Annotated in this window: 23 protein-coding genes and 1 pseudogene; 12 read left to right on the forward strand and 12 right to left on the reverse strand. The window is 70.9% G+C overall.

The genetic code is table 11. The annotated features are described in order from the left end of the window. Positions 1–41 precede the first annotated feature (41 nt). Genes ABD793_RS03715 through ABD793_RS03725 form a run of 3 tightly spaced genes read right to left on the reverse strand, consistent with a single transcriptional unit; the run spans position 42 to position 2,011 of the window. Positions 42–395, reverse strand: coding sequence for a DoxX family protein (locus ABD793_RS03715; protein ID WP_344855262.1), 354 nt, complete (start codon positions 393–395; stop codon positions 42–44). Positions 396–407: 12 nt separating this feature from the next. After that, positions 408–1,328, reverse strand: coding sequence for an alpha/beta fold hydrolase (locus ABD793_RS03720; protein ID WP_344855264.1), 921 nt, complete (start codon positions 1,326–1,328; stop codon positions 408–410). Positions 1,329–1,330: 2 nt separating this feature from the next. Then, positions 1,331–2,011 (reverse strand): cupin domain-containing protein, encoded by a 681-nt coding sequence (locus tag ABD793_RS03725; protein WP_344855266.1) that lies wholly within the window; start codon positions 2,009–2,011, stop codon positions 1,331–1,333. Between the two features lie 253 nt (positions 2,012–2,264). Between ABD793_RS03725 and ABD793_RS03730 the strand changes: the two genes are divergently transcribed. Beyond that, positions 2,265–3,182, forward strand: a complete 918-nt coding sequence (locus ABD793_RS03730) for an NADP-dependent oxidoreductase (protein WP_344855268.1) — start codon at positions 2,265–2,267, stop codon at positions 3,180–3,182. A gap of 117 nt (positions 3,183–3,299) precedes the next feature. Next, a complete protein-coding gene (locus ABD793_RS03735) occupies positions 3,300–3,722 on the forward strand; it encodes a MarR family winged helix-turn-helix transcriptional regulator (protein ID WP_344855270.1) in 423 nt (140 codons plus the stop codon). Between the two features lie 3 nt (positions 3,723–3,725). Here the strand turns inward: ABD793_RS03735 and ABD793_RS03740 are convergent, their stop codons facing one another. Together ABD793_RS03740 and ABD793_RS03745 are read right to left on the reverse strand one after the other, a co-directional pair. Then, complete coding sequence (locus ABD793_RS03740; RefSeq protein WP_344855272.1) at positions 3,726–4,496, reverse strand: SDR family NAD(P)-dependent oxidoreductase; 771 nt, start codon at positions 4,494–4,496, stop codon at positions 3,726–3,728. Positions 4,497–4,507: 11 nt separating this feature from the next. Beyond that, positions 4,508–5,656: an acyl-CoA dehydrogenase family protein gene (locus tag ABD793_RS03745; RefSeq protein WP_344855273.1), complete on the reverse strand. Its 1,149-nt coding sequence runs from the start codon at positions 5,654–5,656 to the stop codon at positions 4,508–4,510. 288 nt (positions 5,657–5,944) lie between these two features. On the opposite strand from ABD793_RS03745, the gene ABD793_RS03750 reads away from it, so the two are divergent. From ABD793_RS03750 to ABD793_RS03765, 4 genes and pseudogenes are all read left to right on the forward strand, one after another. Beyond that, entirely contained in the window at positions 5,945–6,709 is a 765-nt protein-coding gene (locus tag ABD793_RS03750) for a crotonase/enoyl-CoA hydratase family protein (RefSeq protein WP_344855274.1), read from the forward strand. Between the two features lies 1 nt (position 6,710). Further along, positions 6,711–7,898, forward strand: a complete 1,188-nt coding sequence (locus ABD793_RS03755) for a CaiB/BaiF CoA transferase family protein (RefSeq protein ID WP_344855275.1) — start codon at positions 6,711–6,713, stop codon at positions 7,896–7,898. Next, a complete protein-coding gene (locus ABD793_RS03760) occupies positions 7,898–9,040 on the forward strand; it encodes a thiolase family protein (protein ID WP_344855778.1) in 1,143 nt (380 codons plus the stop codon). The genes ABD793_RS03755 and ABD793_RS03760 overlap by 1 nt, the downstream gene beginning before the upstream one ends. 127 nt (positions 9,041–9,167) lie before the next feature. After that, positions 9,168–9,455, forward strand: a pseudogene (locus ABD793_RS03765) (SDR family NAD(P)-dependent oxidoreductase); the annotation flags it as partial. A 430-nt stretch (positions 9,456–9,885) separates the two neighbouring features. Here the strand turns inward: ABD793_RS03765 and ABD793_RS03770 are convergent. From ABD793_RS03770 to ABD793_RS03790, 5 genes are all read right to left on the reverse strand, one after another. Then, positions 9,886–10,143: a hypothetical protein gene (locus ABD793_RS03770; protein WP_344855277.1), complete on the reverse strand. Its 258-nt coding sequence runs from the start codon at positions 10,141–10,143 to the stop codon at positions 9,886–9,888. Continuing rightward, on the reverse strand, positions 10,140–11,285 hold the full coding sequence (locus ABD793_RS03775) for an amidohydrolase family protein (RefSeq protein WP_344855279.1): 1,146 nt from the start codon (positions 11,283–11,285) through the stop codon (positions 10,140–10,142). The genes ABD793_RS03770 and ABD793_RS03775 overlap by 4 nt, the downstream gene beginning before the upstream one ends. 136 nt (positions 11,286–11,421) lie before the next feature. After that, positions 11,422–13,107 carry a thiolase C-terminal domain-containing protein gene (locus tag ABD793_RS03780; RefSeq protein ID WP_344855280.1) on the reverse strand — a complete coding sequence of 562 codons (1,686 nt, stop codon included), beginning with the start codon at positions 13,105–13,107 and terminating at the stop codon, positions 11,422–11,424. 86 nt (positions 13,108–13,193) lie between these two features. Continuing rightward, a complete protein-coding gene (locus ABD793_RS03785) occupies positions 13,194–14,804 on the reverse strand; it encodes a thiamine pyrophosphate-binding protein (RefSeq protein ID WP_344855281.1) in 1,611 nt (536 codons plus the stop codon). Between the two features lie 572 nt (positions 14,805–15,376). Beyond that, entirely contained in the window at positions 15,377–15,928 is a 552-nt protein-coding gene (locus ABD793_RS03790) for a VOC family protein (protein ID WP_344855282.1), read from the reverse strand. A gap of 138 nt (positions 15,929–16,066) precedes the next feature. Here ABD793_RS03790 and ABD793_RS03795 point away from each other — a divergent pair, with 138 nt between their 5' ends. From ABD793_RS03795 to ABD793_RS03815, 5 genes are all read left to right on the forward strand, one after another. Continuing rightward, a complete protein-coding gene (locus tag ABD793_RS03795; RefSeq protein WP_344855284.1) occupies positions 16,067–16,804 on the forward strand; it encodes a TetR/AcrR family transcriptional regulator in 738 nt (245 codons plus the stop codon). Positions 16,805–16,882: 78 nt separating this feature from the next. Then, a complete protein-coding gene (locus ABD793_RS03800; RefSeq protein WP_344855286.1) occupies positions 16,883–17,323 on the forward strand; it encodes a nuclear transport factor 2 family protein in 441 nt (146 codons plus the stop codon). Between the two features lie 2 nt (positions 17,324–17,325). Beyond that, a complete protein-coding gene (locus ABD793_RS03805) occupies positions 17,326–18,165 on the forward strand; it encodes a fumarylacetoacetate hydrolase family protein (RefSeq protein ID WP_344855288.1) in 840 nt (279 codons plus the stop codon). 65 nt (positions 18,166–18,230) lie between these two features. Then, on the forward strand, positions 18,231–19,433 hold the full coding sequence (locus ABD793_RS03810; RefSeq protein WP_344855290.1) for a CoA transferase: 1,203 nt from the start codon (positions 18,231–18,233) through the stop codon (positions 19,431–19,433). Beyond that, the gene (locus ABD793_RS03815; protein ID WP_344855292.1) at positions 19,430–20,827 is read left to right on the forward strand and encodes an amidohydrolase family protein; all 1,398 of its coding nucleotides are present in this window, start codon (positions 19,430–19,432) and stop codon (positions 20,825–20,827) included. Before ABD793_RS03810 ends, ABD793_RS03815 begins: the two co-directional genes overlap by 4 nt. A gap of 213 nt (positions 20,828–21,040) precedes the next feature. Here the strand turns inward: ABD793_RS03815 and ABD793_RS03820 are convergent, their stop codons facing one another. Together ABD793_RS03820 and ABD793_RS03825 are read right to left on the reverse strand one after the other, a co-directional pair. After that, positions 21,041–21,922 carry an NAD(P)-dependent oxidoreductase gene (locus tag ABD793_RS03820; RefSeq protein WP_344855294.1) on the reverse strand — a complete coding sequence of 294 codons (882 nt, stop codon included), beginning with the start codon at positions 21,920–21,922 and terminating at the stop codon, positions 21,041–21,043. A 31-nt stretch (positions 21,923–21,953) separates the two neighbouring features. Further along, positions 21,954–22,724 (reverse strand): SDR family NAD(P)-dependent oxidoreductase, encoded by a 771-nt coding sequence (locus ABD793_RS03825; RefSeq protein WP_344855296.1) that lies wholly within the window; start codon positions 22,722–22,724, stop codon positions 21,954–21,956. A gap of 159 nt (positions 22,725–22,883) precedes the next feature. Between ABD793_RS03825 and ABD793_RS03830 the strand changes: the two genes are divergently transcribed. Next, positions 22,884–23,981: an enoyl-CoA hydratase/isomerase family protein gene (locus ABD793_RS03830; protein ID WP_344855298.1), complete on the forward strand. Its 1,098-nt coding sequence runs from the start codon at positions 22,884–22,886 to the stop codon at positions 23,979–23,981. The last annotated feature ends 101 nt before the right edge of the window (positions 23,982–24,082 follow it).

Below are 24,082 nucleotides of genomic sequence, written 5' to 3' on the forward strand. Positions count from 1 at the left end.
GTGTCCCGCCGCGCGAGCGGCACTCCGGTCCCCGGGCCGGGTCAGGCCGTCGTGATCCGGAGCACGAGAGTGACGGCGGCGACGACGGTGAGCGCGGCGGCGGGCGCCCAGGCGGAGGCTGGGTCGCCGGCGCGCAGGTGCGCGATGAGGGCGCCGGGCATCAGGAGGACGAGTCCGGCGGCGGCGGCGATGCCCAGCGGGGCGAAGAAAATACCGATGATCAGACCGGCCGCGCCGGCGACCTCGGCGGCCCCGATGGTGCGATAGCCGGTGAGCGGGATGCGCAGGTGGGCGGCTTCCCCGGCGGCGGTCTCGCCACCGGGGATCTTCCGGCCTCCGCTGAAGAGGAAGACGGCGGCGAGCAGGACACTGAGCACGGTCGCGGCGATGGACACGGAAGCAACTCCTCAACTGGTGGTGGAAAGGAAGGACTGGAGGGCGGCGAGCAGGGCATCGGGCGCTTCGTCGGGCAGGAAATGCCCGGCGCCCGGGATGCTGGCGGTGCTCAGGTCTGTGGCCAGGGGCTGCAGGAGGGAGCCGATGACGGGGCCCATGGAGTGCGCCCCGCCGATGCCGAGCACCGGGATGGTGAGCGGGGTGCGCCGCCGTTCTGCTTGCTGGGCGTCGAGGAGATCGTCGCGGTAGTACTCGAAGCTGGCTCGCCGGGTGGCCGGATTCCGGAGAGCGGCGACGTAGACCTCGACGGCCGTGGCGGGGATCGCGTCGGGGTGGGCGGCTTTGGACTGGAACTGGTAGCCGAAGTAGATCTCCTCACGGCCGGCGACCATGCGGTCGCTGATCTCCCCGGCCCGGTTGAACGCGAAGTGCCAGGCTTTTTCGGCGACCGGTTTGGGCGCGATCATCGGTGGTGGCGGGGCGAACCCCCGGCTCGCTTCGCCGACGGCCAGCCGGGTGACCCGTTCGGGATGGTCGGCGGCCAGCGCGTAGCCGAGGTTCATGCCGAGGTCGTAGCCGACCGCGGCGAACGTGCGATGGCCCAGCGCGGTCATCGCCTCGGCGAGGTCGGTGGCCAGGGTGGCGGTGTCGTAGCCGTCGGTGGGGGCGTCGGACGCGCCGGTGCCGCGCGGGTCGGCGGCCACCACCGTGTGGCTGGTGGCCAGTGCGGGCATCAGATGCCGCCAGGCGTACCAGGTTTGCGGCCAGCCGGGCAGCAGCAGCAGCGCCGGGCCGGTGCCGCCGCTGACCACGTGCAGTCCGACCGTGCCGGTGTCCACCCGCAGGCTGGTGAAGATGTCGGTGAACCCGTCCGGCAGCCCCGGCACCCGCGACACCGAACCCGCCTCGTCCGTGGCAGTGATCGTCGCCATCGTCAGTGCGCTCCGGAGAAGCAGGTTGCGGTGTGGCGGACCGCGGCGTCCTGAGCTGTGCCGGGCGCCTTCGTGTACCGGGAGAACTCCGGGTCGTAGCCACGCCGCCTGGCGAGCTTGACTCCCATCCGGGTCAGTCCACGCTGCAGCCACAGCGGGACGCCGGCCAGGTAGCTGCGGGCGAGCGAGAACATCAGGGCCGTCTCGGCGGGGTCGCGCGGTGTGCCGTCCGCGGTGGTGCGGCCGTCCACGGCCAGCCCGAAGGAGGCGCGGATTCCTTGCTCGTAGGCGAGTCCGGGCCGCGCGACGAAGGTGAACACGGCCGGCTGGTCGCCATCGTTGAAGTAGCGGTGCGGCACGTTGCGCTCGACGTGCACGGACTGGCCGGGACTCAGTTCGATCCGCCGACGGTCGCCGTGGTCGAGCAACAGCGTGCCCTCCACCGCGGTGAACGTCTCCTCGAAGTCGGTGTGGAAGTGCAACGGCGGCCCCGGCTCCCGGGCCGGGATCCGGACCTGTGCCTCCACGTACTCGCCGTCGGTCTCGTCGCTGGCGGTCAGGAAGGTCACGGTGACCCCCATGGCGGGGTTGCTGACCGTCCGCGGAAGCCCGGTGGGCGTGCAGGTACCGGCAAGGGCTTCGACGCCGGATGCGGGGGGCGTGTGCTGGAGGGCTTCGACCATGCCACTGACACTAGAGTAATCCATTGAATTTCTCAAGTAAATCGGCAGTGTCCTGCGCCATGGGTGCGCGGCGGGTGCAGGAGGTCCGCAGATGTCGTGCGTATCCCGGGATCCGGTCCCGGCTAGGTGAGGGGCAGCCACAAAACTTGATAATCTCAATGAAAGTCAGCAGTATGGGCGGACGCGGCGATGACGAGCAAGGACACCTCGGCGACGCCCCGCGGATCTCCGCTTCACGACAGGAGGCAACACCATGCGAGCAGTACGTTTCGACCGGTACGGCGACCTCGACGTGCTCGAGGTCCGCGAGGTCGACGACCCCGTGGCGGCACCCGGACAGGTACTCGTCCGGGTGCGGGCGGCCGCGATCAATCCGGCCGAGAACTTCATCCGCAGCGGTGCCGCCGCGGCGATGTGGTCCACCGCGTTCCCGTCCGGCCAGGGCACCGACCTCGCCGGTGAAGTGGTGGCCCTCGGTGCCGGGGTCACCGGGTTCGAGTCCGGTGCGCCGGTGCTGGGCTGGACGGACGAGCGGGTCAGCCACGCCGAGCTGGTCGCAGTACCCGCCGACCACCTCGTTGCCAAGCCGGAAAGCCTGTCCTGGGAGGTGGCCGGCTCGATGTTCACCGCGCCGATGGCCGCCTTTGCCAGTGTCCAGACCGTCAAGGCGGAATCCGGCGACGTGGTCGCGGTGTCCGGGGCGGCCGGTGGCGTCGGATCGGTCGCGGTGCAGCTGCTGCGTCACGCCGGGGCGACGGTGATCGCGCTGGCCGGCCCGCGCAACCACGACTGGCTGGCCTCGCTCGGGGCGATTCCCGTCCAGTACGGGGAAGGCCAGGCCGACCGGGTCCGGAAAGCCGCGGGCGGGCGGCTCGACGCGTTCGTCGACACGTTCGGCGGCGGGTACGTCGACCTGGCCATCGAACTCGGGGTCCAGCCCCGCCGGGTCAACACGCTCGCCGACCTCGGCGCGGCCCGCAAGCACGGGGTCGGTTTTAACGGCAGTGCCGAGATTGCCGACACCGCTCAGCTTTCCGCATTGGTCCGGCTGGTGGCCGACGGTGCGGTCACGATCCCGATCGCCGGCAGCTACCCGCTGGACGAGGTTCGGGACGCGTATGCGGAGCTGAACGCCAGGCACACCCGCGGAAAGATCGTCCTGCTGCCCTGACGGGGTTCTCCGCGCGCACCGCACGGCGGCGGTACCGCCCGGGACCCGGCGTCCCGGGCGGTGCGCGGAAAGGGGAAGAGATCGAATCCCGGAGAAGAGCAAGGCATGGTGGTCGGCATGGCGTCGAACAAGCTGGCGGCGGAGTTGCTGGATCAAGTGATGAGCTTGTCCGGGCGGGTCGCGGGAATCATGCGGGACGGTCTGGAGGCGCTCGATCTCACCGAGACGCTGGCCAATCTGATCTGGCTCGTCGACCCCGCGGTCGATCCGGTACCACTGCGCAAACTCGCGGCGCGGCTGCACTACGACCCGTCCAATGTGACGCTGCTCTGCAGCCGGCTCGAGGAGAAGGGCCTCGCCGAACGCCGCCCGCATCCCCGCGACGGACGAGTCCGCACCCTGGTCCTCACCAAAAAAGGAGTCCAGGTCCGCAACCGGCTGCTCCGGCAGGTCACCGCACGATCCCCGCTGGGCGTCCTCGATGCCGCGGAGCAGCGCCAGTTGCAGGTCACCCTGACCAAGGTGCTCGGCACGATCTGACGGTCACCGGGGCGGCATCCGGATCGCTCCGTCGAGGCGGATCGTCTGGCCGTTGAGGTAGGGATTTTCGAGCATCTCGACGGCAAGGCGGGCGAAGTCGTCGGGGGCGCCGAGTCGGTGCGGGTGCGGCACGGAGGCGGCGAGCCGGTCACGGATATCGCTGCGCAGCCTGCCGAGCATCGGGGTGTCCATCACGCCGGGGGCGATGGTGTTGACCCGGATCTTCCTGCCGGCCAGGTCGCGCGCGGCGACCAGCGTCATGCCGTGCACGCCCGCTTTGGACGCACTGTAGGAGCTCTGTCCGATCTGGCCGTCGAAGGCGGCGACGGAGGCGGTGAGGACGATGGCACCGCGGTCGCCGTCGTCGAGCGTGTCGAGCGCGGCGATGCGAGCGGCGCCGAGGCGCAGCACGTTGTAGGTGCCGATCAGGTTGATCCGGACGACCTCGGTGAACGTCGCGAGCCCGCCCGGTGTGCCGTCACCGGCGACCACCCGGCTGCGGTCGCCGCCGCGGCCGGCGCAGTGCACGACGAACCGCAGCGGGCCCTGCTCCTGCGCCACGTCGAGAGCGGCCTCGACGGCCGCCTCGTCGGTGATGTCGGCGCGGGCGAACCGGGCGCCGCCGCCGAGGTCGGCGACGGCCTTGCTGCCCAGCTCGTCGGAGATGTCGGCAATGACCACCCGGCCGCCGCGGTCGATGATCCGCCGTGCCGTGGCGAGGCCGAGCCCGGACGCACCGCCGGTGACCAGCGCCGAGGATGCTGCGATCTGCATGCGAGAACTCCTTACAGGCCCAGGGATTTGCTGATGACGATCTTCAAGACCTCGCTGCTGCCGCCGTAGATGCGGCTCACCCGGGCGTCGGCGTAAAGCCGGGCGATCGGGTACTCGAGGATGTAGCCGTAGCCGCCGTGCAGCTGCAGGCAGCGATCGACCACGCGGCCCTGCATTTCGGTGCAGAAGAGTTTGGTCCTGGCCGCGTCGGCACCGCTCAGCTCGCCGGCGCCGAGCCCGGTGATCGCGGCGTCGAGCATGGCCTGTGCGGCTTCCAGTTCGGCGCTCATCGCCGCCAGTTCGAACTTCGTGTTCTGGAAGTGCGCGACCGGTTTGCCGAACACCGTGCGTTCGCGGACATAGGAGATGGTCTGGTCGATCGCGGCACGGGCCTGGGCGACCGAGCCGACGGCGATGGCCAGCCGCTCCTGCGCGAGGTTGCGGCCGAGATGGGCGAACGCCGCGTTCTCGTCGCCGAGCAGGTTCGCGGTGGGGACGCGGACGTCGGCGAAGGACAGTTCGACGGTGTCCTGGACGGTCAGCCCGAGCTTGTCCAGCTTGCGGCCCACGGTGAATCCCGGCATGCCCTTCTCCACCACGAGCAGCGACAGGCCGTTGCGCCGGTTGTCCGGGTCGGTGGCGGTGCGGGCCACGACGATCACCAGATCGGCATGGTGGCCGCCGGTGATGAAGGTCTTGGCCCCGTTCAGCACGTAGTGCGCACCGTCGCGGACCGCCGTGGTGGCGATGCCGGCCAGGTCCGAACCGGTGCCCGGCTCGCTCATCGCGATGGCGGTGTAGAGCTCACCCGAGGCCAGGCCGGGGAACCAGCGGGTCCGCTGTTCGGCGTTCGCCAGGCCGGTGAAGTAGGGGATGACCACGTCCAGGTGCGTGCGCAGGCTGCCCAGTGTCACGCCTGCGCGTGCGCATTCCTCCTGGATCACGACGTGGTAGCGGTAGTCGTCCTGGCCACCGCCGCCGTACTGCTCGGGGATCGCCGTGCCGAGGATCCCGAGCTTCCCCAGCGACGTGAACAGCTCCCGGGGGACGAGGCCCGCCCGCTGCCAGTCTTCGTACACCGGCACCACCTCACGAGCGAGGAAGTCGCGGACCAGCAGACGGAAGTCCGCATGGTCCTGGGTGAAGAGCGTGCGGCGCATCGGGTCCCTCCTCGGGGGAGCGCGCTTCGGCGGGTAAGGGCTCGTGGTCCTCGACTGGCTCGGAGCACACGACCAAGCCCGGGTGGATGATAATCAGTATACCTAATACTAGACTCGTCGACGGCGTCCGGGCAACGCGGACCGGTGCCGTCGCCGGGTCTCGACGGGATCAGTGCCGGGATTTCCTGAGCAGATGACCGTGTCCGGGCTCTGGCGGACGATGTGAGTTAAGGATACTCTTAGTGGAGTATGGCTGCGGCGGTGCGGCCATCGGGTGGAGGAACAGACGTGTCGGACGAGGTACTCGTCGAGCGCCGTGGCGCTGTGCAGGTCATCACGATCAACCGTCCGCAGGCGAAGAATGCACTCAACCTCGCGGTATCGGCCGGGGTGACGGAGGCGGTCGACGAGCTCGACGAATCGGACGAGCTCCGGGCCGGTGTGCTGACCGGTGCCGGCGGGACGTTCTCCGCGGGGATGGATCTGAAGGCGTTCCTGCGCGGCGAGCGTCCCACGGTCGAGGGTCGCGGGCTTTGCGGTATCACGATGACGCCGCCTCGCAAGCCGTTGATCGCGGCGGTCGAAGGGTGGGCGCTCGCCGGTGGGTTCGAGCTGCTTCTCGCGTGTGACCTCGTCGTCGCGGCGCGCACCGCGCGCCTGGGCGTACCGGAGGTGAAGCGGTCGCTGGTGGCGCGCGCCGGTGCGGCGATGCTGCTGCCGCGGCGGGTGCCGTTCGCGGTCGCGATGGAACTGCTGCTGACCGGCGATCCGGTCGGCGCCGAGCGGGCGGCGGAGGTCGGTCTGGTGAACCGGCTCACCGACGAGGGGGGTGCGCTCGAGGGTGCGCTCCGGCTCGCCGAGACGATCGCGGCCAACGGCCCGCTCGCCGTCGCGGCCACCAAACGGATCGCCCGGTCCAGCCTCGACTGGACGGTGCAGGAGGGCTGGGCGAAGCAGGTCGAGATCGCCCAGCCGGTGTTCTCCTCGGCGGACGCCGCGGAGGGCGCGATCGCGTTTGCCGAGAAGCGGGCCCCCGTGTGGCGGGGGCGCTGAGATGCCGGCGGGGAAGCCGGCCGGACCACTGGCGGGTTGCCGCGTGGTCGAGCTCGGCGGGATCGGTCCGGGCCCGTTCGCCGGGATGCTGCTCGCCGACCTCGGAGCCGAGGTCGTGCGGGTGGACCGGCCGGACCGCGTGCCCGAGGTGGGCACGGGAGGCCCGGCGGACGTCCAGAACCGGGGGAAGCGATCCGTTGTGCTCGATCTGAAGCACCCGGCCGGCCCGGCCATCCTGCTCGACCTGGTCGAGCGCGCCGACGTGCTGATCGAGGGGTTCCGCCCCGGGGTCACCGAGCGGCTGGGCGTCGGACCACCCGAATGCCTCGCGCGCAACCCGCGGCTGGTGTACGGGCGGATGACCGGCTGGGGCCAGTCCGGCCCGCTCGCCGCGTCGGCCGGGCACGACATCACCTACATCGCCCTCACCGGGGCGCTCGGCGCGATCGGATCCGCGGGCGGGCCACCGCAGATCCCGCTCAACCTGGTCGGGGACTTCGGGGGCGGCGGCTGCTACCTCGTGATCGGGGTACTGGCGGCGCTGCACGCGGCCGGGCGGACCGGCCGCGGACAGGTTGTCGACGCCGCCATCGTCGACGGCACCGCTCATCTGCTCGCGAGCACGTTCGGCAAGCTCGCCGCCGGCGGATGGAGTGACGAGCGCGGGGTCAACCAGCTGGACGGCGGCTGGCCGTTCTACGCGGTGTACGAGACCAAAGACGGACGCCACGTGGCCGTCGGAGCGCTGGAGCCCAAGTTCTACCGCCGGCTCGTCGAACTGCTCGAGCTCGACGTCGACCCGGACCGGCAGCATGACCGGTCCACGTGGCCGGAGGTGCGGCAGCTGCTGGCGAAGCGGTTCGCGGAACGCACGCGGGACCAGTGGGCGGAACTGTTCGAAGGAACGGATGCCTGTGTCGCCCCGGTCCTCGGCCTCGGCGAGGCGGCGGCACATCCACACGTGGCCACCCGCGGGAGCGTGATCTGCCGGGACGGCGTCGCGCAGCCGGGGGCCGCGCCGAGGTTCTCGGTGACGGCATCGAGCCCCGGGGCGGCCGCACCGGCAGCCGGCGCCGACACCCGCGCCGTCCTCGATGACTGGGGGATCGCCGGCGTCGACGAGGTGCTCGAGGCCGGCGCAGCCGTGCAGGCGCCACCGGACTTGCCGGACGCAACGAGAGGATCATGATGAGAGAAGCCGTCATCGTCGACGCCGTGCGCACGCCGATCGGTAAGCGCAACGGTTTCCTGTCCGGGGTGCACCCGGTGGATCTGTCGGCACAGGTACTCGGGGCGATCGTGAACCGCACCGGGATCGATCCCGCCACGGTGGACGACGTGGTGTGGGGCTGCGTGACCCAGCTCGGTGACCAGTCGAGCAATGTCGGCAGGTTCGCGGTGCTCGCGGCGGGGTGGCCCGAGCACGTTCCGGGGGTGACGATCACCAGGGCGTGCGGTTCGAGCCAGCAGGCGGTGGACTTCGCCGCCCACGCCGTCATGGCGGGGCAGTACGACCTCGTGGTCGCCGGCGGTGTGGAGTCGATGAGCAGGGTGCCGATCGGCTCGTCGCGGGCCACCGGACAGCCGTACGGGCCCGCTGTCCTGCAGCGCTACGGCGGGTTCGGTTTCCACCAGGGCGTCAGCGCCGAGCTGGTCGCCGAGCGGTGGGGCTTCAGCCGGCAGCAGCTCGACGAGTTCTCCGCAGGTTCGCACGCCAAGGCTGCCGCGGCGATCGACGAGGGCATGTTCACCGACCACATCGTGCCGGTCGAGATCGACGGCACGAAGTTCACCGAGGACGAGGGACTGCGGCGGGCAACGTCGGCCGAGTCGCTCGCCGGTCTCAAGCCGTCCTTCAAACCCGACGGCGTGATCCACGCCGGAAACGCCTCCCAGATCTCCGATGCCGCGGCGGCGCTGCTCATCACGACCCCGGAGCGGGCCCGTGAGCTCGGGCTGACCCCGGTTGCGCGCTACCACTCCGGCGCGGTGACCGGAGCCGACCCGGTGCTGATGCTGACCGGTCCGATCCCGGCCACGGAGAAGGTCCTGCGCCGGGCCGGGCTGCGCATCGACGACATCGGGGTGTTCGAGGTCAACGAGGCGTTCGCGCCGGTGCCGATGGCGTGGCTGGTCGACACCGGCGCGGAGCCCGGCCGGCTGAACCCGCTGGGCGGCGCGATCGCGGTCGGGCACCCGCTGGGTGCTTCCGGGGCGATCCTGATGTCCCGCATGCTCGCCCGGATGCGCCGCGAAAACCTGCAGTACGGGCTGCAGACGATGTGTGAGGGCGGCGGCACGGCCAACGCGACGGTCATCGAGCTGATCTGATCGCCCGCAACGTCTCGCTTCGGCGCGAAACCGGAGGAACCCTGCACACGTTCCGCGCCCCGGCTAGGGTCACCGCGCGGTCCGTACCGCAGGCCGAGAGCCACCGTCCCGAACTGACCGGCACGGCCGGACCGACGTCCTGGTCACCAACGCCGGCGCACAGCGGGCGTTCGACCGCAGTTGGCGGCCGTTCTGGGAGACCGGGCCGGGCGAGTGGCAGGCGTGGTTCGACGTCAACCTGTACCGGGTGCTGAACTGCGCTCGCGCCGTGTTCCCGGAAACGGTGCAGCGAAAGGCGGGCGGCCGCCACGGGATCACTGTGAATGCCGTCTCGCTCGGCACCGTCCGCGCGGGCAGACAATTCCGGTCAACGGGGCTACTTGTCGGCGGGGTGAGCGATCGATCCGCGAGATGAGGAAACCCGATGGCGTGCGTGCCCCGACGCCGGACGGGCCTCGTGCTGGCCGCCGTGGCGGTACGACAGGCTGACCGAGCTCGCCGCCGGTCGTGCGCTGCGGCTGATGCCGGCGACGAAGCTGCGCTACAGCCCGGACGGCAGGCGGGCTCGGATCCGTACCGGGTCGCCGAGCTTTTCGGCGGCGCGGACGGACGCGCTCTTCCCGAACACGGCCCGCCCGCCGCTCGACAATCCCCAGGTGCGTCCGGCATTGAACTACGCGGTCCTGTATGGACAGTGCAAGCCGGCGGCGGCCCAGTGGAACGCGGGCGACGCGGACAGCTACCTGCAGACGCGGACGGCGTCGATTCGATGGCGCAGGCCGTTTTCCGGGGATTTTTCGGCCTTCGGTACGTCGGCGTCGGCTCGTCCGAGGACTGACCACGTTTCAGGCGCGCCGGGCCTCCTGCTGGGTTTCGAGGTGGGTGCGTGCCAGGTGCATCGCTTCGAGACGCCGTTCCAGCAGCTCGCGTTCGGCGGGGTCAGCGGTCGCCTCGATCTCGCCGGTGACCTCGTCGATCCCGTCGAGCAGCCGAGGCAGCGCCTCGTCGACGGTGAGCAGGTCCTGTTCGGTCCAGTCGGACCGCTCCGCCTCGGCCCGCCGGCCGACGGGCCGTTCGTGGCGCTCGTGCATGAGCCCGCTCATGCCGGGAAGTTGTACAGCCGGCGGACGTTGAGCTCGACCATCCGGTGTACCTCCTCGTCCGGGACGTCCACGAACGTCTCGGCGGCCCGCTTGCGGCTGTGCGGCCAGTACGAGTCCGAATGCGGGTAGTCGCATTCCCAGGTGATGTGGTCGACCCCGATGTGACGGCGGTTCTCGACGCCGAAGAAGTCGTCGATGAAGCAGCCGTGGAAGTGCTTCCGGAACAGGTCCGACGGACGCACGTCCTGGTTGACGTTCTGATAGAAGCGGTGCCGTTCCCAGGTCATGTCCATGCGCTCGAGCAGATAGGGGATCCAGCCGATGCCGCCCTCGGAGAGCCCGATCTTCAGTTTCGGGTGCCTGTGCAGGAGCGGGGAGAAGATGATGTCGGCGGTGGCGTACATGGAGTTGCAGCCGAACAGCGTGATCATGACGGCCATCGGAGCCTCGGGCGCGGTGATCGGCGGCTTGCCGGACGTACCGAAGTGCAGGCACAGCGGCAGGTCGATCTCCTCGGCGGCCGAGAGCACCTTGTCCCAATGGTCGGTGTGGAACGAGGGCAGCCCGAGCGGCACGGGGTTTTCCGGGAACGCGATCGCCTTCGCACCCTTGGCCGCGGTGCGATGGATCTCCGCGACACAGGCGTCGACGTCCCACAACGGGAGGATGACCATCGGGATGAAGCGGTCGGGAGCCGTCGCGCACCACTCGTCGAGGACGTAGTCGTTCCACGCCTGTACACACAGGCGGGCGAGCTCCTTGTCCTCGCCTTCGAGGAACACGGTGCCGGCGAACCGGGGGAAGGAAGGGAAGTTGATCGCGCCCCACACCCCGTCGATGTCCATGTCCGCGAGGCGGGCCTTCGGGTTGTAGCACCCGGGGATCATCTCGTCGTACCGGGTGGGTTCGGTGCCGAACTCCTCGGGCTTCTTGCCCGCGACGGCGTTGAGACCGATGTAGGGGTAGAAGCGACCCTCGTACGCCCAGACCTCCGAGGGCGCGCCGCCACTCGGGCGAGGTTTCTCGACGATCCGCGGTCCGGCTTCCCGGTACTTCGCCGGCAATCGGTCCGACCAGACCAAAGGGTGCTCGATCAGGTGGTCGTCGGTCGAGAGCAGCTTCATGTACGGCTGCAGCGGCATGGTTTTCCTTCCGATCGTTGGGGCAGAAGGGGCTGGGTGCGGCCGGATTCCGGGCGCCGCAGCGGAGCCGAAGCATCAGTGATGCTCACTGTGGTCGATATTATTGGGTATCCTTAATTGGAGCAAGGTGGGAACGTCAGTCGGAGCGGCGGAGCAGCATCGCACCCGCCGGGACTCCGCCTCCGGCGGTGACCACGGCGACCCGGGCACTGTCCACTTGCCGGCCGGCGGCCTCGCCGCGCAGCTGCAGCATGGCTTCACGCACGAAGCCGTAGCCGTGCGTGCGGCCTGCCGAAAGCTGGCCGCCGTGCGTGTTCAGCGGAAGCCGGCCGTCGAGGGCGATGGTCCGGCCGCCGTCGATGAAGTCCGGTGCCTCGCCGAATCCGCAGAACCCCAGTGCCTCCAGCCAGGACACGCAGTTGAACGTGAATCCGTCGTAGAGCTCGGCGATGTCCACGTCGTCCGGGCGCAGCGAGGTGCGGGTCCACAGGTGCGCCGCCGGGCCGAGGGACTGCGGCAGGTGGGTCAGTGTGTCCTGGTCCCAGGACAGCCGTTCGAGGACCTGGGTTCCGGTCGCTTCCACCAGTACGGCCGGCTTCGGCCGGTCCTTCGCGGTCTCGACCGCCGAGACGATCACCGCCACGGCGCCGTCGATCGGCACATCGCAGTCCAGCAGGCCGAAAGGGGTGGTGACCATGCGGGCCGAGAGGTAGTCGTCCATCGTGATGGGGTCCCGGTAGAGCGCTTCGGCGTTGCGCCCGGCGTTCGTGCGGGCATTGACCGCGATGGCCCCGAGCAGTTCCCGGCCCGCCCGGTAGCGGTGCAGGTAGTGCGAGGCCTGCACGCCGATCCACTGCGCTGCGGACACTGCCCCGAAGGGTGCCCGGAACTCGAGCATGCCGCTCGCCCGGCCCTGCACCGGGTGGATGCGCCCGCTGCGCTGCATCGCGGTTTCCGAGGCCTGCCACACCGTCCGGAAGCACAGCACGTGCCGGCAGAGGCCGGCCGCGACGGCCAGCATCGCCGTGCTGATCGACCCGATCTGGCCGGGGACCTCACCGCCGCCGTTGAGCCAGGTGGGCCGGATCGCCAGTGCCTCCTCCACGGCGGTGACGCCGCCCTCGGACATCCCGCCGCCGGTGCCGCCGGGATAGGTCGACAGACCGTCGATGTCGTCGGTGGTGAGACCGGCGTCCTCGATCGCCGCCAGCGCGGCGTCGACGGTGAGCGAGAGCGGGTCGACCATCAGCCGCCGCCCGATCCGGGACTGTCCGACCCCGGTCAGCGCGACTTTGTCCTCGAACTTGCGGGAGGTGACCATCGGACGCAGAGCGGCGCGGTAGTTCCGCGGCTCGGGGACCGGCCCCGGTTGCGCACCGGCGTCCGGATCCGGCTCGAAGAGCGGGATCCACACCTCCTCGGCCTGTTCGAACAGCACGCGGACCCGCATTCCGATGTGCACGTCGCCGGGAGGGCAGCCGACGATGTTCGTGGTCAGCCGGGCCCGGTCGTCCTCGTCCAGCGCGACGACGGCAACCACGTAGGGCGGCGGGAACGCGGGCAGCCAGTACTGGTGGTTGACGCTGAATCCGACGACCGTCGCGCGTCCGGAGACCGGGTTCATCTCGATCTTGCGGCCGCGGCAGCTCGGGCAGATCGGCAGCGGCGGCTGGATGCGCCGCTCGCACGTCAGGCACTGCGCGATGCGGAGCACCCCGTCCCGTCCGGACTGCCAGAAGGGCTCGGTGGCGAGCGTGGGCTGGGGGAGGGGCCGGGTTACCGGTCGCTCGGACCCGGCACTGTTGCCGCTTGCCGGCTCCACTTAGCGCACCCCCCAACGCCTTCGGTCGATGACCTGCTCCGCGAGGGGACCAGGTCGCGGTGTCTCCGTGGCGGTGAGCGGAGGTGTCATGCGAGCACGTTGACGTCCGGGTCGAGCTTGATATCGACCAGGAACGGCCCGTCCAGGTCGGCGACGATGTCGGTCAGCGCGTCGAGTTCGGCGAGTTTGCGCACGGTCATCCCCCGTGCGCCGATCGCCTGGGCGATCGGGACCGGCTCCGGCCAGGGGTTGAACGAGTAGGCGGGGTCGAGGCCGTGGTGCACCAGCTTGAAATGTTCCGCGCCGTAGGCCCCGTCGTCGAGGACGACCACGAGCAGCGGCAGCCGCTGCCGGACTGCGGTGGTGAGTTCGGCCAGGCTCATCATGAAGCCGCCGTCGCCGACGAGGGCGACGGTGAGGTCGCCGGGACGGGCGATGGCCGCTCCGATCGCGCCGGCCAGGCCCAGCCCGATGGAGCCGAACGCGCCCATCGAGGCGAAGTCGCCGGGATCGGCCACGTGCAGGTAGGGCCAGACGCCGGCGACGAAGCGCCCGATGTCGTTGACGACGACGCGCTTCTCGGGCAAGACCTCGTCGAGCCGGATCGCGGCGGTGCGCACGTCGACGGTGTCGGCCGCGGACCGGTCGGCGAACTCGTCCGCCGGGCGGTGCTCCGTCAGGGCCTGCTGGATTCCGCGCAGCCGGCCCGTGGCGGGCCGGTGGCCGACGGCGTCCAGTGCCGCGTTCATCGCTGCCGCCACCGCCTTCGCGTCACCGGCCACGGCCTCGTCAACGCGGGTGTAGGAGCCGAAGGCGCCCGGGTCGGCATCGACCTGGACGATTTTCTTGCCTGCCGTGATCTCGCCCTCGAAGGAGGTGAAGACGTTCAGGCTGGCGCCGAAGGCGATGATGCAGTCGGCCTCGCCGATCGCACTGCCTGCGACACTGTGCGAGAGGTTGCCGCAGATCCCGATGTTGCTGGGGTGGCCCCGGAAGTAGTCCCTGGCGAGCAGCGAGGTGGCCAGCGGCGCGGCGAGCCGCTCGGACAGTGCGATCAGCTCGTCCCTGGCCCCGGACAGGACTGCACCGCGGCCGGCCAGCACCACCGGCCGGTTGGCGGCGGCGATCAGCCCGAGGGCGTCGCCGAGCTCCTCTTCGGTGGGAGCGCCGGCGTGCGGCCGCACCGCGCGGACCGCCGGTTGCGGGGTTCCCGCGTCCTTGCGCAGGTAGCCGACGGGGAGGTCGAGCAACACGGGCCGGTCCTCCGCGACCACCCGCTGCAGAGCCCGGTTCAGGTCACGCACGACGCTTTCCGGTCGGTACACCTTCTCGTACCCGGCGCCCGCCGCGGCGGCCACGGCCGACAGGTCGAGTCGCTGGAGGTAGGTCGGTTCCCGCGGCGTGTCGCCGGAGAGGAGCAGCACGTGACTGTGACTGCGGACGGCCTCGACGAGTGCGGTGACGGTGTTGGTGACCGCGGGTCCGTGCGTCACCGAGGCAACGCCGACCCGCCCGGTCATCCGCGACCACGCGTCGGCCATCGACACCGAGCCGGCCTCGTGCACCGCGGGCACGAAGCGTCCGCCGCGCTCGGAATAGTCGCAGACGTAGAGCAAGTTCGCGTCGCCCATCAGCCCGAATACGGTGTCGGCGTTGTGCTCGAGCAGTGCAGCAGCGAACGCCTCGTAGACCCTCACGTCGGTATCCTTCCCGAAACCGGTCGGCGAGCTGCTCGCCGGGATCCGAGGGCAGCGCGCCTAATAGAGTATACTATAAAGGTTTTGAACAGATGTACCGGTCTGCCGCCGGGGGCCGGGAATCCCGCCGGCGCGGCCTCCGCCATACAGCGGACGCTGCGACAAGCGGCCGCGCATCCCGTCGAGGAGCGGCATTCGGTAGTGGTGCCGGGGCGACCGTCCCGCGGGTTCGCACGGTGTGCCGGAGTTCGCCGAACGGCAGGTAGCGGGTTGGTCTCCACTACCTGCCGTCATCTCGACGGTGTCTTGGTTCGCCCGGCCGGCGGAACCCGTCGCGGGGCGCCGGGGTTCGCATGAGCCGGAGCGGCAGATCAGGCCGTGCACCACAGATCGTGACTGATTTGCCGATCTCGGCGGTGCCGCCGTCGAACCGGGTGCAGACGTCCGGTTCGGCGATCACCTGCAGGGCAGTGCCCGCCGTCGCCCGGCGAGGGAACCGATCCACCCGGACTGCGGGAGATATCCGGTGCCGGCCAAGAGGTTCCTGCACTCCGGTCGACGAGCGGCGCGGATCAGGCCGGCGGCCCGACCGGCTCGCCTTCCACGCGGGCGAGTTCCTCGATGAGCTCGGCCGAGGACTCGCCGCTGCGCAGTCGCTTCAGGTACTGCTCCGGTTCGAATCGCACACCGATCGGGTTTGCGGCGAACTGCTCCGAGCGCAGGTATTCGTTGCCCTCTTCGGCGGTCGCGAAGTTGTCCACCTGCAGCTCGACGAGATTGTGGTCCGGGTCGGCGTAGTAGAGGGACGACGTCGTGCCATGGTTCACCGTCCAATGCGGGGTGATTCCTTCGTCGCGGAGTTCCGCGAAGGTGGTCAAGAGCCCGTCGAGATCGTCGAACGTGAATGCGATGTGGGAAAGTCCGGTGCTGCCTTCCTGCGGCTGCTGCGCACCGTCGATCTGGGCGAGCGCGATGCGGTGGTGCTCCTCGTCGTAGGTCAGGAACGTGGCCACCTCGCTCTGGTGCTGGATCCGCGCGCTGAGCACGGTGCAGTACCACTTCGTCATCGCATCGATCTGGTTCGTCGTGAGCACGACATGGGCAAGTTTCTGCGGTGCTGGCATGGGCTCCTCCACAGGTGCGGCTGGATGTCTCCAGCCTGCGGCAGATTTGACTTCAAGTCAAATCTGCCCGATCCCCGCGGCCGCCGCGGCGCCTTCCGTTCGCCCGGGAGCGCCCGTGCCGTGTGCTAGCCTCCGGCCATGGGGCTCGGGCCGCGGCTGTCGCCGGAGGAGGGGGAGAGCCCCACCAGCGAAGACGGTGTCGCGCCGTCGGCGACGCTGCGGAAAAAGGCCTCCCGTCGCGCTCCCCGATCCTCGGCCTCGTCGGCCGGTCAACGGGCCGACGACCGGCGCCAGAAGATCGTCTCGGCCGCGTTGCAGCTGTTTTCGACGCAGGCCTACGACGACATCTCGATCGACGACATCGCGGCGGCGGCGAACGTCGCGCACGGCCTGCCGTCCTACTACTTCGGCGGCAAGCGCGGGCTCTACGTGGCTGTCCTGAAGGTGGTCCAGGAGGATCTGCAGGCCCTCACCCGCCCGATCCTGACCGACGGCGACACCGCCGCCCAGATCAGGGGAATGGCGCGGCGGCACCTCGAATACTTCCGGGCCCATCCCGAGCTCATGCTGGGTTTGCTGGCCTCGACGCCGGGCGACGCCGCATCCCGGGCGGTGAGTGAGGGCACCCACCGGGCCGGTGAGCGTGAACTGCTGCGCCTGCTGGATCTGCCGGTCGATCCACCGCCCCTGCTGCGCACCGCGTTGCGCGGGTGCCGGGGTTACCTGTACCAGCTCACCGCCGACTGGCTCACCAACGGCGAGGACGTTCCCCTGGATGAGCTCGTCGAGCTCTGCTTCGAGGTCACGATGGTGGCGGTCGAGCACGCCACCGGTGGCCTGCCACTCGCATCGGAGGCGCGCCGCAGCGCGCGCTGACCCGCCGCTGTCTTGACTCGCAGTCAACATTGCGAGACGGTAGCGGCGATCCGATGTCGAGGAGGACTTGTGGAGCCCATGCTTGAAACCAAGGTCGGTACCCCGTTGGGTGTCGCGGATGTCGAGGCGCGGCTCGCGTGCACCGACCTGATCAACTCGTTCGGCCGGCTCGTCGATTCCGGGCAGGCGGGCAAGGCCGTCGAACTGTTCACCGAAGCCGGCGTGCTGGTATCGCCCGGCCAGGTCATCAGGGGCAGGGAAGAGCTCGCCAAGGCGTTCGCGGCACGGGAGGCGGATGCGGATCGGCGCACCGTGCACCAGGTCACCAACGTCGTCTTCGAAGCGGTCGGACCGGAAACGGCACGCGCGCAGTCGATCGTGTGCCTGTATGTCCTGGGCCGGCCCGGCGAGCTGACCCCTCGGGCACTCAGCAGGTTCGACGACGAGTTCGAGCGTGGCGAGGACGGCCGATGGCGGTTCTCGAGGCGCACTGCCGCTCCGCTGGCCGGAGGGCGATAACCGTGCGGCTCTTCCAGACCGACCACGGCATCGCCAGTGCGGACGACGACGGCCTGGCGATCCTCGACCTTCCGCACGGCACCGTGGTGGAACTGCTGAACGACCGGGACGCGGACCCGGCGAAGGCCGCTGTCCGCAAGCGCCTGCCGATCGCGGACTGCACCATCACGGCGCCCGTCCCGGCCTCGACCCGGATCTTCCTCATCGGTGCCAACTACCGCAGCCACATCGAGGAAGCCGGCTTGACGGAGCCGTCCAGGGCGATGGGCATGCCCATCCCGGCCACCGCGCTTGCCGGGCCCTACGACGCCGTCGCGCTCCCGGCCGAGGCCCCGACGCAGGTGGACTACGAGGGTGAGCTGGCGGTGCTCGTCGGCACGCCGGGCCGCGACATCGCACCCGGTTCCGGGTGGGACCACGTCGCCGGATTGTGCGTGGCCGACGACATCTCGGCACGCGACGTCCAGCACGCGGGTTTCGAGGACGGACGCATCGTCGATCTCGATGCGGTGTTGCGAGGCAAGTCGTTCCCCGGGTTCAAGCCGCTCGGGCCGTGCGTCACGACGGTCGAGGAGATCCGGGCGGCCGGCGCGCTCACCCTTCGCACCCGGGTGAACGGACAGCTGCGGCAGGAGGGCACCACCGCCGAAATGCTGTTCGATTTCGGGGCCGTGGTCGAGGGCCTGTCGAAGGACTTCGATCTGATGGCGGGCGACGTGATCCTCACCGGTACGCCGTCCGGCGTCGGTGTGGTCGACGGCCGCTTCCTGCGTGCCGGCGACGTCGTGGAGGTCGAAGTCGACCACATCGGCACGCTGCGGAACGAGATCGTCGCGAGCTGACTGTGCCGGGGCGCGCGCACGCGGATCGTCGCCGTTCCGCACCACTGCCGGCGTCGTCGCGCCGGGTGCGGGACTGGGCGGCCAGCGGGGTGCTCACGCTCACCGGGCGGGCCGACGGTCCTCCGCTCGTCCCTCCCGGGCAGGCGGCCACTGTGGCCGGCGAGCTCACCCGCCGGATCGCGGCCGCCACCGGTGGGCGTGTCGCGGTGGACGGGGCGCAGCTGCTGTCCGAGCGCGCCGCGTTCACCGGCCAGCAGCGCCGCGGCCCGGTGTCGCCGGGCGGCAGCTGCCGTTTGCTGCCGACGGCCGACGGCTGGGCGGCAGTCTCGTGCGCCCGCCCCGACGACCCGATGCTGCTCGGCGCACTCGTGGGCGCCCGGCTGCCGGACGACCCGTGGCCGTCGGTCGCGGACTGGCTGCGTGTGCGTTCCGGTGCCGAACTGGCCGAGCGCGCCGAGCTGCTCGGGCTCGCCTCGGCACCGGTCCGGCCGACGATGCCGCAGGTGTTCCCGGATCTGCCGCCGCGCCCGGTCGAGGGGTTGCTCGTCGTCGACTTCAGTGCGCTGTGGGCCGGGCCGCTCTGCGCCCACCTGCTCGGTCTGGCCGGTGCGCGCGTGGTCAAGGTCGAGACTCCCGGCCGGCCCGACGGTGCCCGCCGGGGCAATCCCGGCTTCTACCGGCTGCTGCACGCCGGGCACCGCTCGGTCGTACTCGACCCGGCCGTTCCGGCCGACCGCGCGGCATTGGCCATCCTGGTCGACGCCGCCGACATCGTCATCGAGGCCTCCCGGCCCCGTGCGCTCGCCGGCTTCGGGCTGGATGCACACGCCGCCGTTGCCAGGGGCAGCACGTGGATCTCCATCACCGCGGCCGGCCGGGCGTCGCAGCGCGTCGGATTCGGCGACGACGTTGCCGCTGCCGCGGGTCTGCTCGCCTTCGACGCGGACGGCGCGGTGTTCTGCGGAGACGCCATCGCTGATCCCCTCACCGGGCTCACTGCTGCCGCGTTCGCGCTCACCGCGCCCGCGGACGGTTCGGGGATGTTGTGGGACATCGCGATGGCGGGCGTCGTCGCCGCCACACTCGATCCCGGACCCGCGGGTCCCGCCGCCGCTGCCCGCCGTGACGGCTCCTGCTGGGTGCTGGACATGCCCGGCGGTCCGTTCCCGGTCGTCCGGCCGCGCCGACGCGCCGTCACCGGCACCGCACCGCCGAGCGGCGCAGACACCGCCCGCGTACTCGCCGAGATCGCCGGGCCCGCATCGTGATCCTGATCCGCGACGCGGAGGTCGACGGCCTCCGCGTGGACGTCCGGATCACCGGCGGGCGGGTGACCGGGATCGGCCGGCGGCTCACCCGCCGCGGCGAGGAGGTGATCGACGCCGGCGGCGGTGCGCTGATCCCCGGTCTCGTCGACCACCACCTCCACCTGCACGCACTCGCCGCTGCGATGCGCTCGGCGCACTGCGGGCCACCGGACGTCAGCGGCGCCGCGGGCCTCGCCACCACGCTCGCCGCGGCTCCCGCCGACGAGCACGGCTGGGTCCGCGGCGTCGGTTACCACGAGAGCGTGGCCGGCGACCTCGACGCTGCCGGGCTCGATCGGCTCCACTGCGCCCGGCCGGTCCGGCTCCAACACCGCAGTGGCGCGCTGTGGATCGTGAACAGCCCGGGGATGCGGCGCATCGGCCTGGCACAGGCTGATCAGCACGGGATCGAGCGGGCCGCCGACGGCACTCCGACCGGACGGCTCTGGCGCGCCGACGCCTGGCTGCGCTCCCGCCTTCCGCGTACCGGTCCGCCGGACCTCACCGCGGTAGGCACTCGCCTCAGCAGGTTCGGGATCACCGCGGTCACCGACGCGACGCCCGACCTCGCGCCGGCCGCGCTCGATTCCCTTGCCTCGGCGGTCACCACCGGTGCGCTCCGGCAGCACGTGCGGGTGCTCGGCGCGCCGCTGGGCGTCGCACCGCCCGCGCCGCTCACCGTCGGCCCGTACAAGATCGTGCTCGCCGACTCGGGCCTGCCCGAACTGGACGCGCTGACCGAGGTGATCCGCCGTGCCCACGTCGCGGGCCGCCCGGTGGCGGTGCACTGCGTCACCAGGGAAGCACTCGTGCTGCTGCTCGCCGCACTGGACGAGACCGGGTCCGTTGCCGGCGACCGGATCGAGCACGCCGCGTTGGCCCCGCCCGAGCTGGTGGACGGGCTCGCGGGCCGCGGACTGCGCGTCGTCACGCAACCGGGGTTCCTCGTCCACCGCGGCGACGACTTCCTGCGTGCGCTCCCCACGGGCGATCGGCCCGACCTCTACCGCTGCGCCGGCCTGGTGGCGGCGGGAATCCCGCTGGCACTGTCCAGCGATGCCCCGTTCGGCCCGCTCGACCCCTGGGCCGTCATCGCCGCGGCGGTCCATCGCCGCACCCCGGCCGGGGTGGTCGCCGGCCGGGCCGAACGGCTGTCCCCGGCCGCCGCGCTCGACGCCTACCTCGCCGCGCCGGAGGCGCCGGGCGGTCCGCCCCGCCGTGTCCGCCCGGGGGCACCGGCCGACCTGGCGCTGGTGGACCGTCCGCTTGCCGATGTCTTGACCGGCCTGCCGCTATCAGCCTCGCCGGTGCGGACCACGTTCCTCGCCGGGCGACAAGGGCCGCCGCGCTCGTGATCGCCGGTGCGCTGGGTTCCTGCGGCGCGGCGGGCATCGTGTCCATCAGGAGCCGACCGAGTTCCGATCGTGGCGGCTACCTCGGTACCGAAAGGACCCGGCGCACCAATCCGGGCCGCCGCAGACGATGTGGGTATTCTCGATATCCGGGTTGAAGAGGTCCGGTTGACGGTGCAGACGGCTCCGCGGCCCGACTGGACACCGCATCCTCGATCAGGATCCGTTCGGGGGCTTGCCGGTCATGGTCGTCGGGCCCTGCCGGACGACCACCTCGAGCAGGCCCGGGTCGGCGCCGAGTTCGGTGGCCGTGGCCAACGCGGCGGCCACGTCCTTCACGAGGTACCGCGATGATCCGGCGCCGAACTCCTCCGGGGTCCGGCCGGCCGCGCCCATGTGCCGCACCGCTTCGCTGCCCCCGCTGCAGCAGGACAGCACCTCGAGCATGCCCTCGTCGGAGATCCCCAGTCCGCGGGCGAGCTGCACCGCCGACACGACGAGCTGGACGTTGGCGGCGAACAGGAAGTTGTTGACCAGCTTCGCGCGGCTCGCCGAGCCGACGCCACCGGCTCGCACCACGGTGCCGTAGGTGCCCAGCACCGGCTCGACGAGATCGAGCGTCGCCGCGTCACCTCCGGCGAGGACGGTGAGCTTGCCTGTCTCGATCTCGCTCGCGGCGCCGCTGACCGGTGCGTCAACGAGTTGCACCTGTCGGTCCCGGGCATGGTCGAGGATGCGGTGCAGGGTGTTGAGACCCGTGGTGGTGTGGCAGACGACGACGGTGCCCGCGTCGCACAGGTCGAGCAGGCCGCCCTTGCCGAGGACCACATCTCGCAGCTGTCCTTCGTCGAACAGGCAGACACACACCACCTTGGCGCCACGCACGGCCTCTGCCATCGAACCCGACGCACGGGCTCCGAGGGCTGCGAATTCCGCGCGGACTTCGGGCCTGCGCGCGTAAACCGTTACCGGGCCACCGGATCTCGCCAGGAGCCGCGCCATCGGCGCGCCCATATTCCCCACGCCGACGTAGGTGACCGGCCCCGGCCAGTCCTCGGTCGGCCGCGCGGGCCGTCCTCCCGTTTCGGGCACTGTCATCGTCGCTCCTCAGATGTGGCGGGCCGGCTGCTCAGCGTCCGGCGAAGCGCAGCGCCCCGTCGATCCGGATCACCTCGCCGTTGAGGTAGTCATTGCCCGCGATCGCCAGCGCGAGGCGCGCGTACTCGTCCGGGTCACCCATCCGCTTCGGGTTCGGCACCATCGGGCCGAACCTTTCCTGCGCCTGTTCGGGAGACATCCGGTACGCCGGGGTGAGAAAGACCCCCGGAGCGATCGACATGACACGGATCCCCAGGGGCGCCAGGTCGCGGGCGGCGGTGAGGTTCAGCCCGATCACCCCGCCCTTGGCTGCCGAGTAGTCGCTCTGGCCCGGCTGGCCTTCGAACCCGGCAATGCTCGCCGTCGTGATGATCACGCCGCGCTGCCCGGATGCCGTCGGCTCGGTCTTGGCCATCGCCTCGGCGGTCTGCGACAGGACGTTGAACGTTCCGCTCAGGAAGATGTCCACAGTCCTCCGGAACGTGGCGAGCGGGTACCGCTCACCCTGCCTGTTCAGGACCCGGGCGCCCGCGGCGGGCCCGCCGTGCACGATCACCGCGGCCCGCAACGGCCCCAGCTCGCCCGCGGCGGTCACCGCGGCCGCGACAGAGTCCTCGTCCATGACGTCGGTGGGCACGAAGACGGCAGAGCCGTGCAGTTCGTCGGCCAGCGCCTTGCCGCGGTCGTCCGCGAGATCGGCGATGACCACCTTCGCCCCTTCGGCGACGAGCCGGCGCACCGTGGCCTGGCCGAAGCCGCCCGCGCCACCGGTCACCACCGCGGAGACGTCTTTCAGATCCATCGCTCCTCCTCGCTCTCCGGTTCTTAGAGTATCCTCTTTTATGGATCCGTGTTGTCAAGGGGTGCGGGGACTGTCCGTCGCTCGCCCGGGGTCGCCCCCCGGTCGTACGCCGCACTTCGGATCGGATCTTTTTGTGCTGCTGCGATATTCTCGGTCGTGATGACCACTTCTGGTGCGCCGCGGCTGATCGATCCGGTTGAGCTGGCCCGGGGCGGTGCGGCGCCGATGCTCGATGAAGCGGGTCGGATTCGGGAGCCGCTGGTGTTCGTCGATCTCGACTGCGGCGCCGATCTCGCGGACATCGCACGGGCCGCAGCTGTCGCGGCGACGGGGGAGCGGGTACTCGTCGGCGTCGCTGCTCGCCATCCGCCGCGGTCCGGGATGCGGCAGCTCGTGGCCGAGCTGGATGTGAGCCTCGTTCCGGGCGGAGCAGCAGAGACGCCGGCGCGTGAGCTGGTCGGTGTTGCCGATCCGATCGCCGAGGCCACCGCCATGTCTGCGCTGGCGATGGCCAACCCGCAAGCGGTCACCGTGCTGGCCGGGCTGCTGCGCTGGTCCGGACGCCTGTCCGTACCGGCCGGGCTGGACGCCGAGTCACTGGCCTACTCCACGTTGCTCGGTGGAGCCGAGTTCCGGCGGTGGCTCGACCGCCGCGGCCGTCGGCCCCGCCCGCCGCGGGCCGAGGCCGATCCGGTGCTCGCCCACCGCGACGGTGCCCTGCTCCGGATCACGCTCAATCGGCCGGAACGGCGCAACGCCTACGGTCGTGAGGTTCGCGATGGGCTCGTCGAAGCATTGCGGATCGCCGTGCACGATCCGACCGTCGAACACATCCTGCTCGACGGTTCGGGGCGGTCGTTCAGCTCGGGTGGCGACCTCGACGAGTTCGGTACCGCCCCGGACACCGCGACCGCGCATTTCGTCCGTACCCGCGCGGGCGCCGGCCACCTGTTGCACCGGCTCGCCGACCGCGTCGAGGCCCGGCTGCACGGCCCGTGTGTCGGAGCCGGGATCGAACTGCCCGGATTCGCCGGTCGAGTGACCGCCACGCCGGACGCCACGTTCCGGTTGCCCGAGATCGCCATGGGCCTCATCCCCGGCGCCGGCGGCACAGTCAGCATTCCCCGGCGGATCGGGCGCTGGCGAACGTTCTACCTGTCAGTGGCCGGTCTGCCGCTCGGCGCGCAGGATGCGCTCGCCTGGGGACTGGTCGACAGCCTGGAGGCCCGCTCTGCGGCGCGCGGCCGGACAGCGTAACCGTGCGCGTCCGTGGCACGATTCGTCCGGTCCTGGCTGCCGTTCGCGTCGGTTCCGCACCCCAAGGTCGTTCCGGGGCCGGGCAGTGTCCGGTCGAGATC

It is taken from the genome of Amycolatopsis ultiminotia (genome assembly GCF_039536925.1).
In the GTDB taxonomy this organism is placed as follows: domain Bacteria; phylum Actinomycetota; class Actinomycetes; order Mycobacteriales; family Pseudonocardiaceae; genus Amycolatopsis; species Amycolatopsis ultiminotia.

Excerpts from the sequence above, each read along its gene's own strand:
- ABD793_RS03720 (WP_344855264.1), bottom strand. The coding sequence starts at position 1,328 with ATGGCGACGATCACTGCCACGGACGAGGCGGGTTCGGTGTCGCGGGTG.
- ABD793_RS03725 (WP_344855266.1), bottom strand. The coding sequence starts at position 2,011 with ATGGTCGAAGCCCTCCAGCACACGCCCCCCGCATCCGGCGTCGAAGCC.
- ABD793_RS03730 (WP_344855268.1), top strand. The coding sequence starts at position 2,265 with ATGCGAGCAGTACGTTTCGACCGGTACGGCGACCTCGACGTGCTCGAG.
- ABD793_RS03735 (WP_344855270.1), top strand. The coding sequence starts at position 3,300 with ATGGCGTCGAACAAGCTGGCGGCGGAGTTGCTGGATCAAGTGATGAGC.
- ABD793_RS03740 (WP_344855272.1), bottom strand. The coding sequence starts at position 4,496 with ATGCAGATCGCAGCATCCTCGGCGCTGGTCACCGGCGGTGCGTCCGGG.
- ABD793_RS03745 (WP_344855273.1), bottom strand. The coding sequence starts at position 5,656 with ATGCGCCGCACGCTCTTCACCCAGGACCATGCGGACTTCCGTCTGCTG.
- ABD793_RS03755 (WP_344855275.1), top strand. The coding sequence starts at position 6,711 with ATGCCGGCGGGGAAGCCGGCCGGACCACTGGCGGGTTGCCGCGTGGTC.
- ABD793_RS03760 (WP_344855778.1), top strand. The coding sequence starts at position 7,898 with ATGAGAGAAGCCGTCATCGTCGACGCCGTGCGCACGCCGATCGGTAAG.
- ABD793_RS03770 (WP_344855277.1), bottom strand. The coding sequence starts at position 10,143 with ATGAGCGGGCTCATGCACGAGCGCCACGAACGGCCCGTCGGCCGGCGG.
- ABD793_RS03775 (WP_344855279.1), bottom strand. The coding sequence starts at position 11,285 with ATGCCGCTGCAGCCGTACATGAAGCTGCTCTCGACCGACGACCACCTG.
- ABD793_RS03790 (WP_344855282.1), bottom strand. The coding sequence starts at position 15,928 with ATGCCAGCACCGCAGAAACTTGCCCATGTCGTGCTCACGACGAACCAG.
- ABD793_RS03795 (WP_344855284.1), top strand. The coding sequence starts at position 16,067 with ATGGGGCTCGGGCCGCGGCTGTCGCCGGAGGAGGGGGAGAGCCCCACC.
- ABD793_RS03800 (WP_344855286.1), top strand. The coding sequence starts at position 16,883 with ATGCTTGAAACCAAGGTCGGTACCCCGTTGGGTGTCGCGGATGTCGAG.
- ABD793_RS03820 (WP_344855294.1), bottom strand. The coding sequence starts at position 21,922 with ATGACAGTGCCCGAAACGGGAGGACGGCCCGCGCGGCCGACCGAGGAC.
- ABD793_RS03825 (WP_344855296.1), bottom strand. The coding sequence starts at position 22,724 with ATGGATCTGAAAGACGTCTCCGCGGTGGTGACCGGTGGCGCGGGCGGC.
- ABD793_RS03830 (WP_344855298.1), top strand. The coding sequence starts at position 22,884 with ATGACCACTTCTGGTGCGCCGCGGCTGATCGATCCGGTTGAGCTGGCC.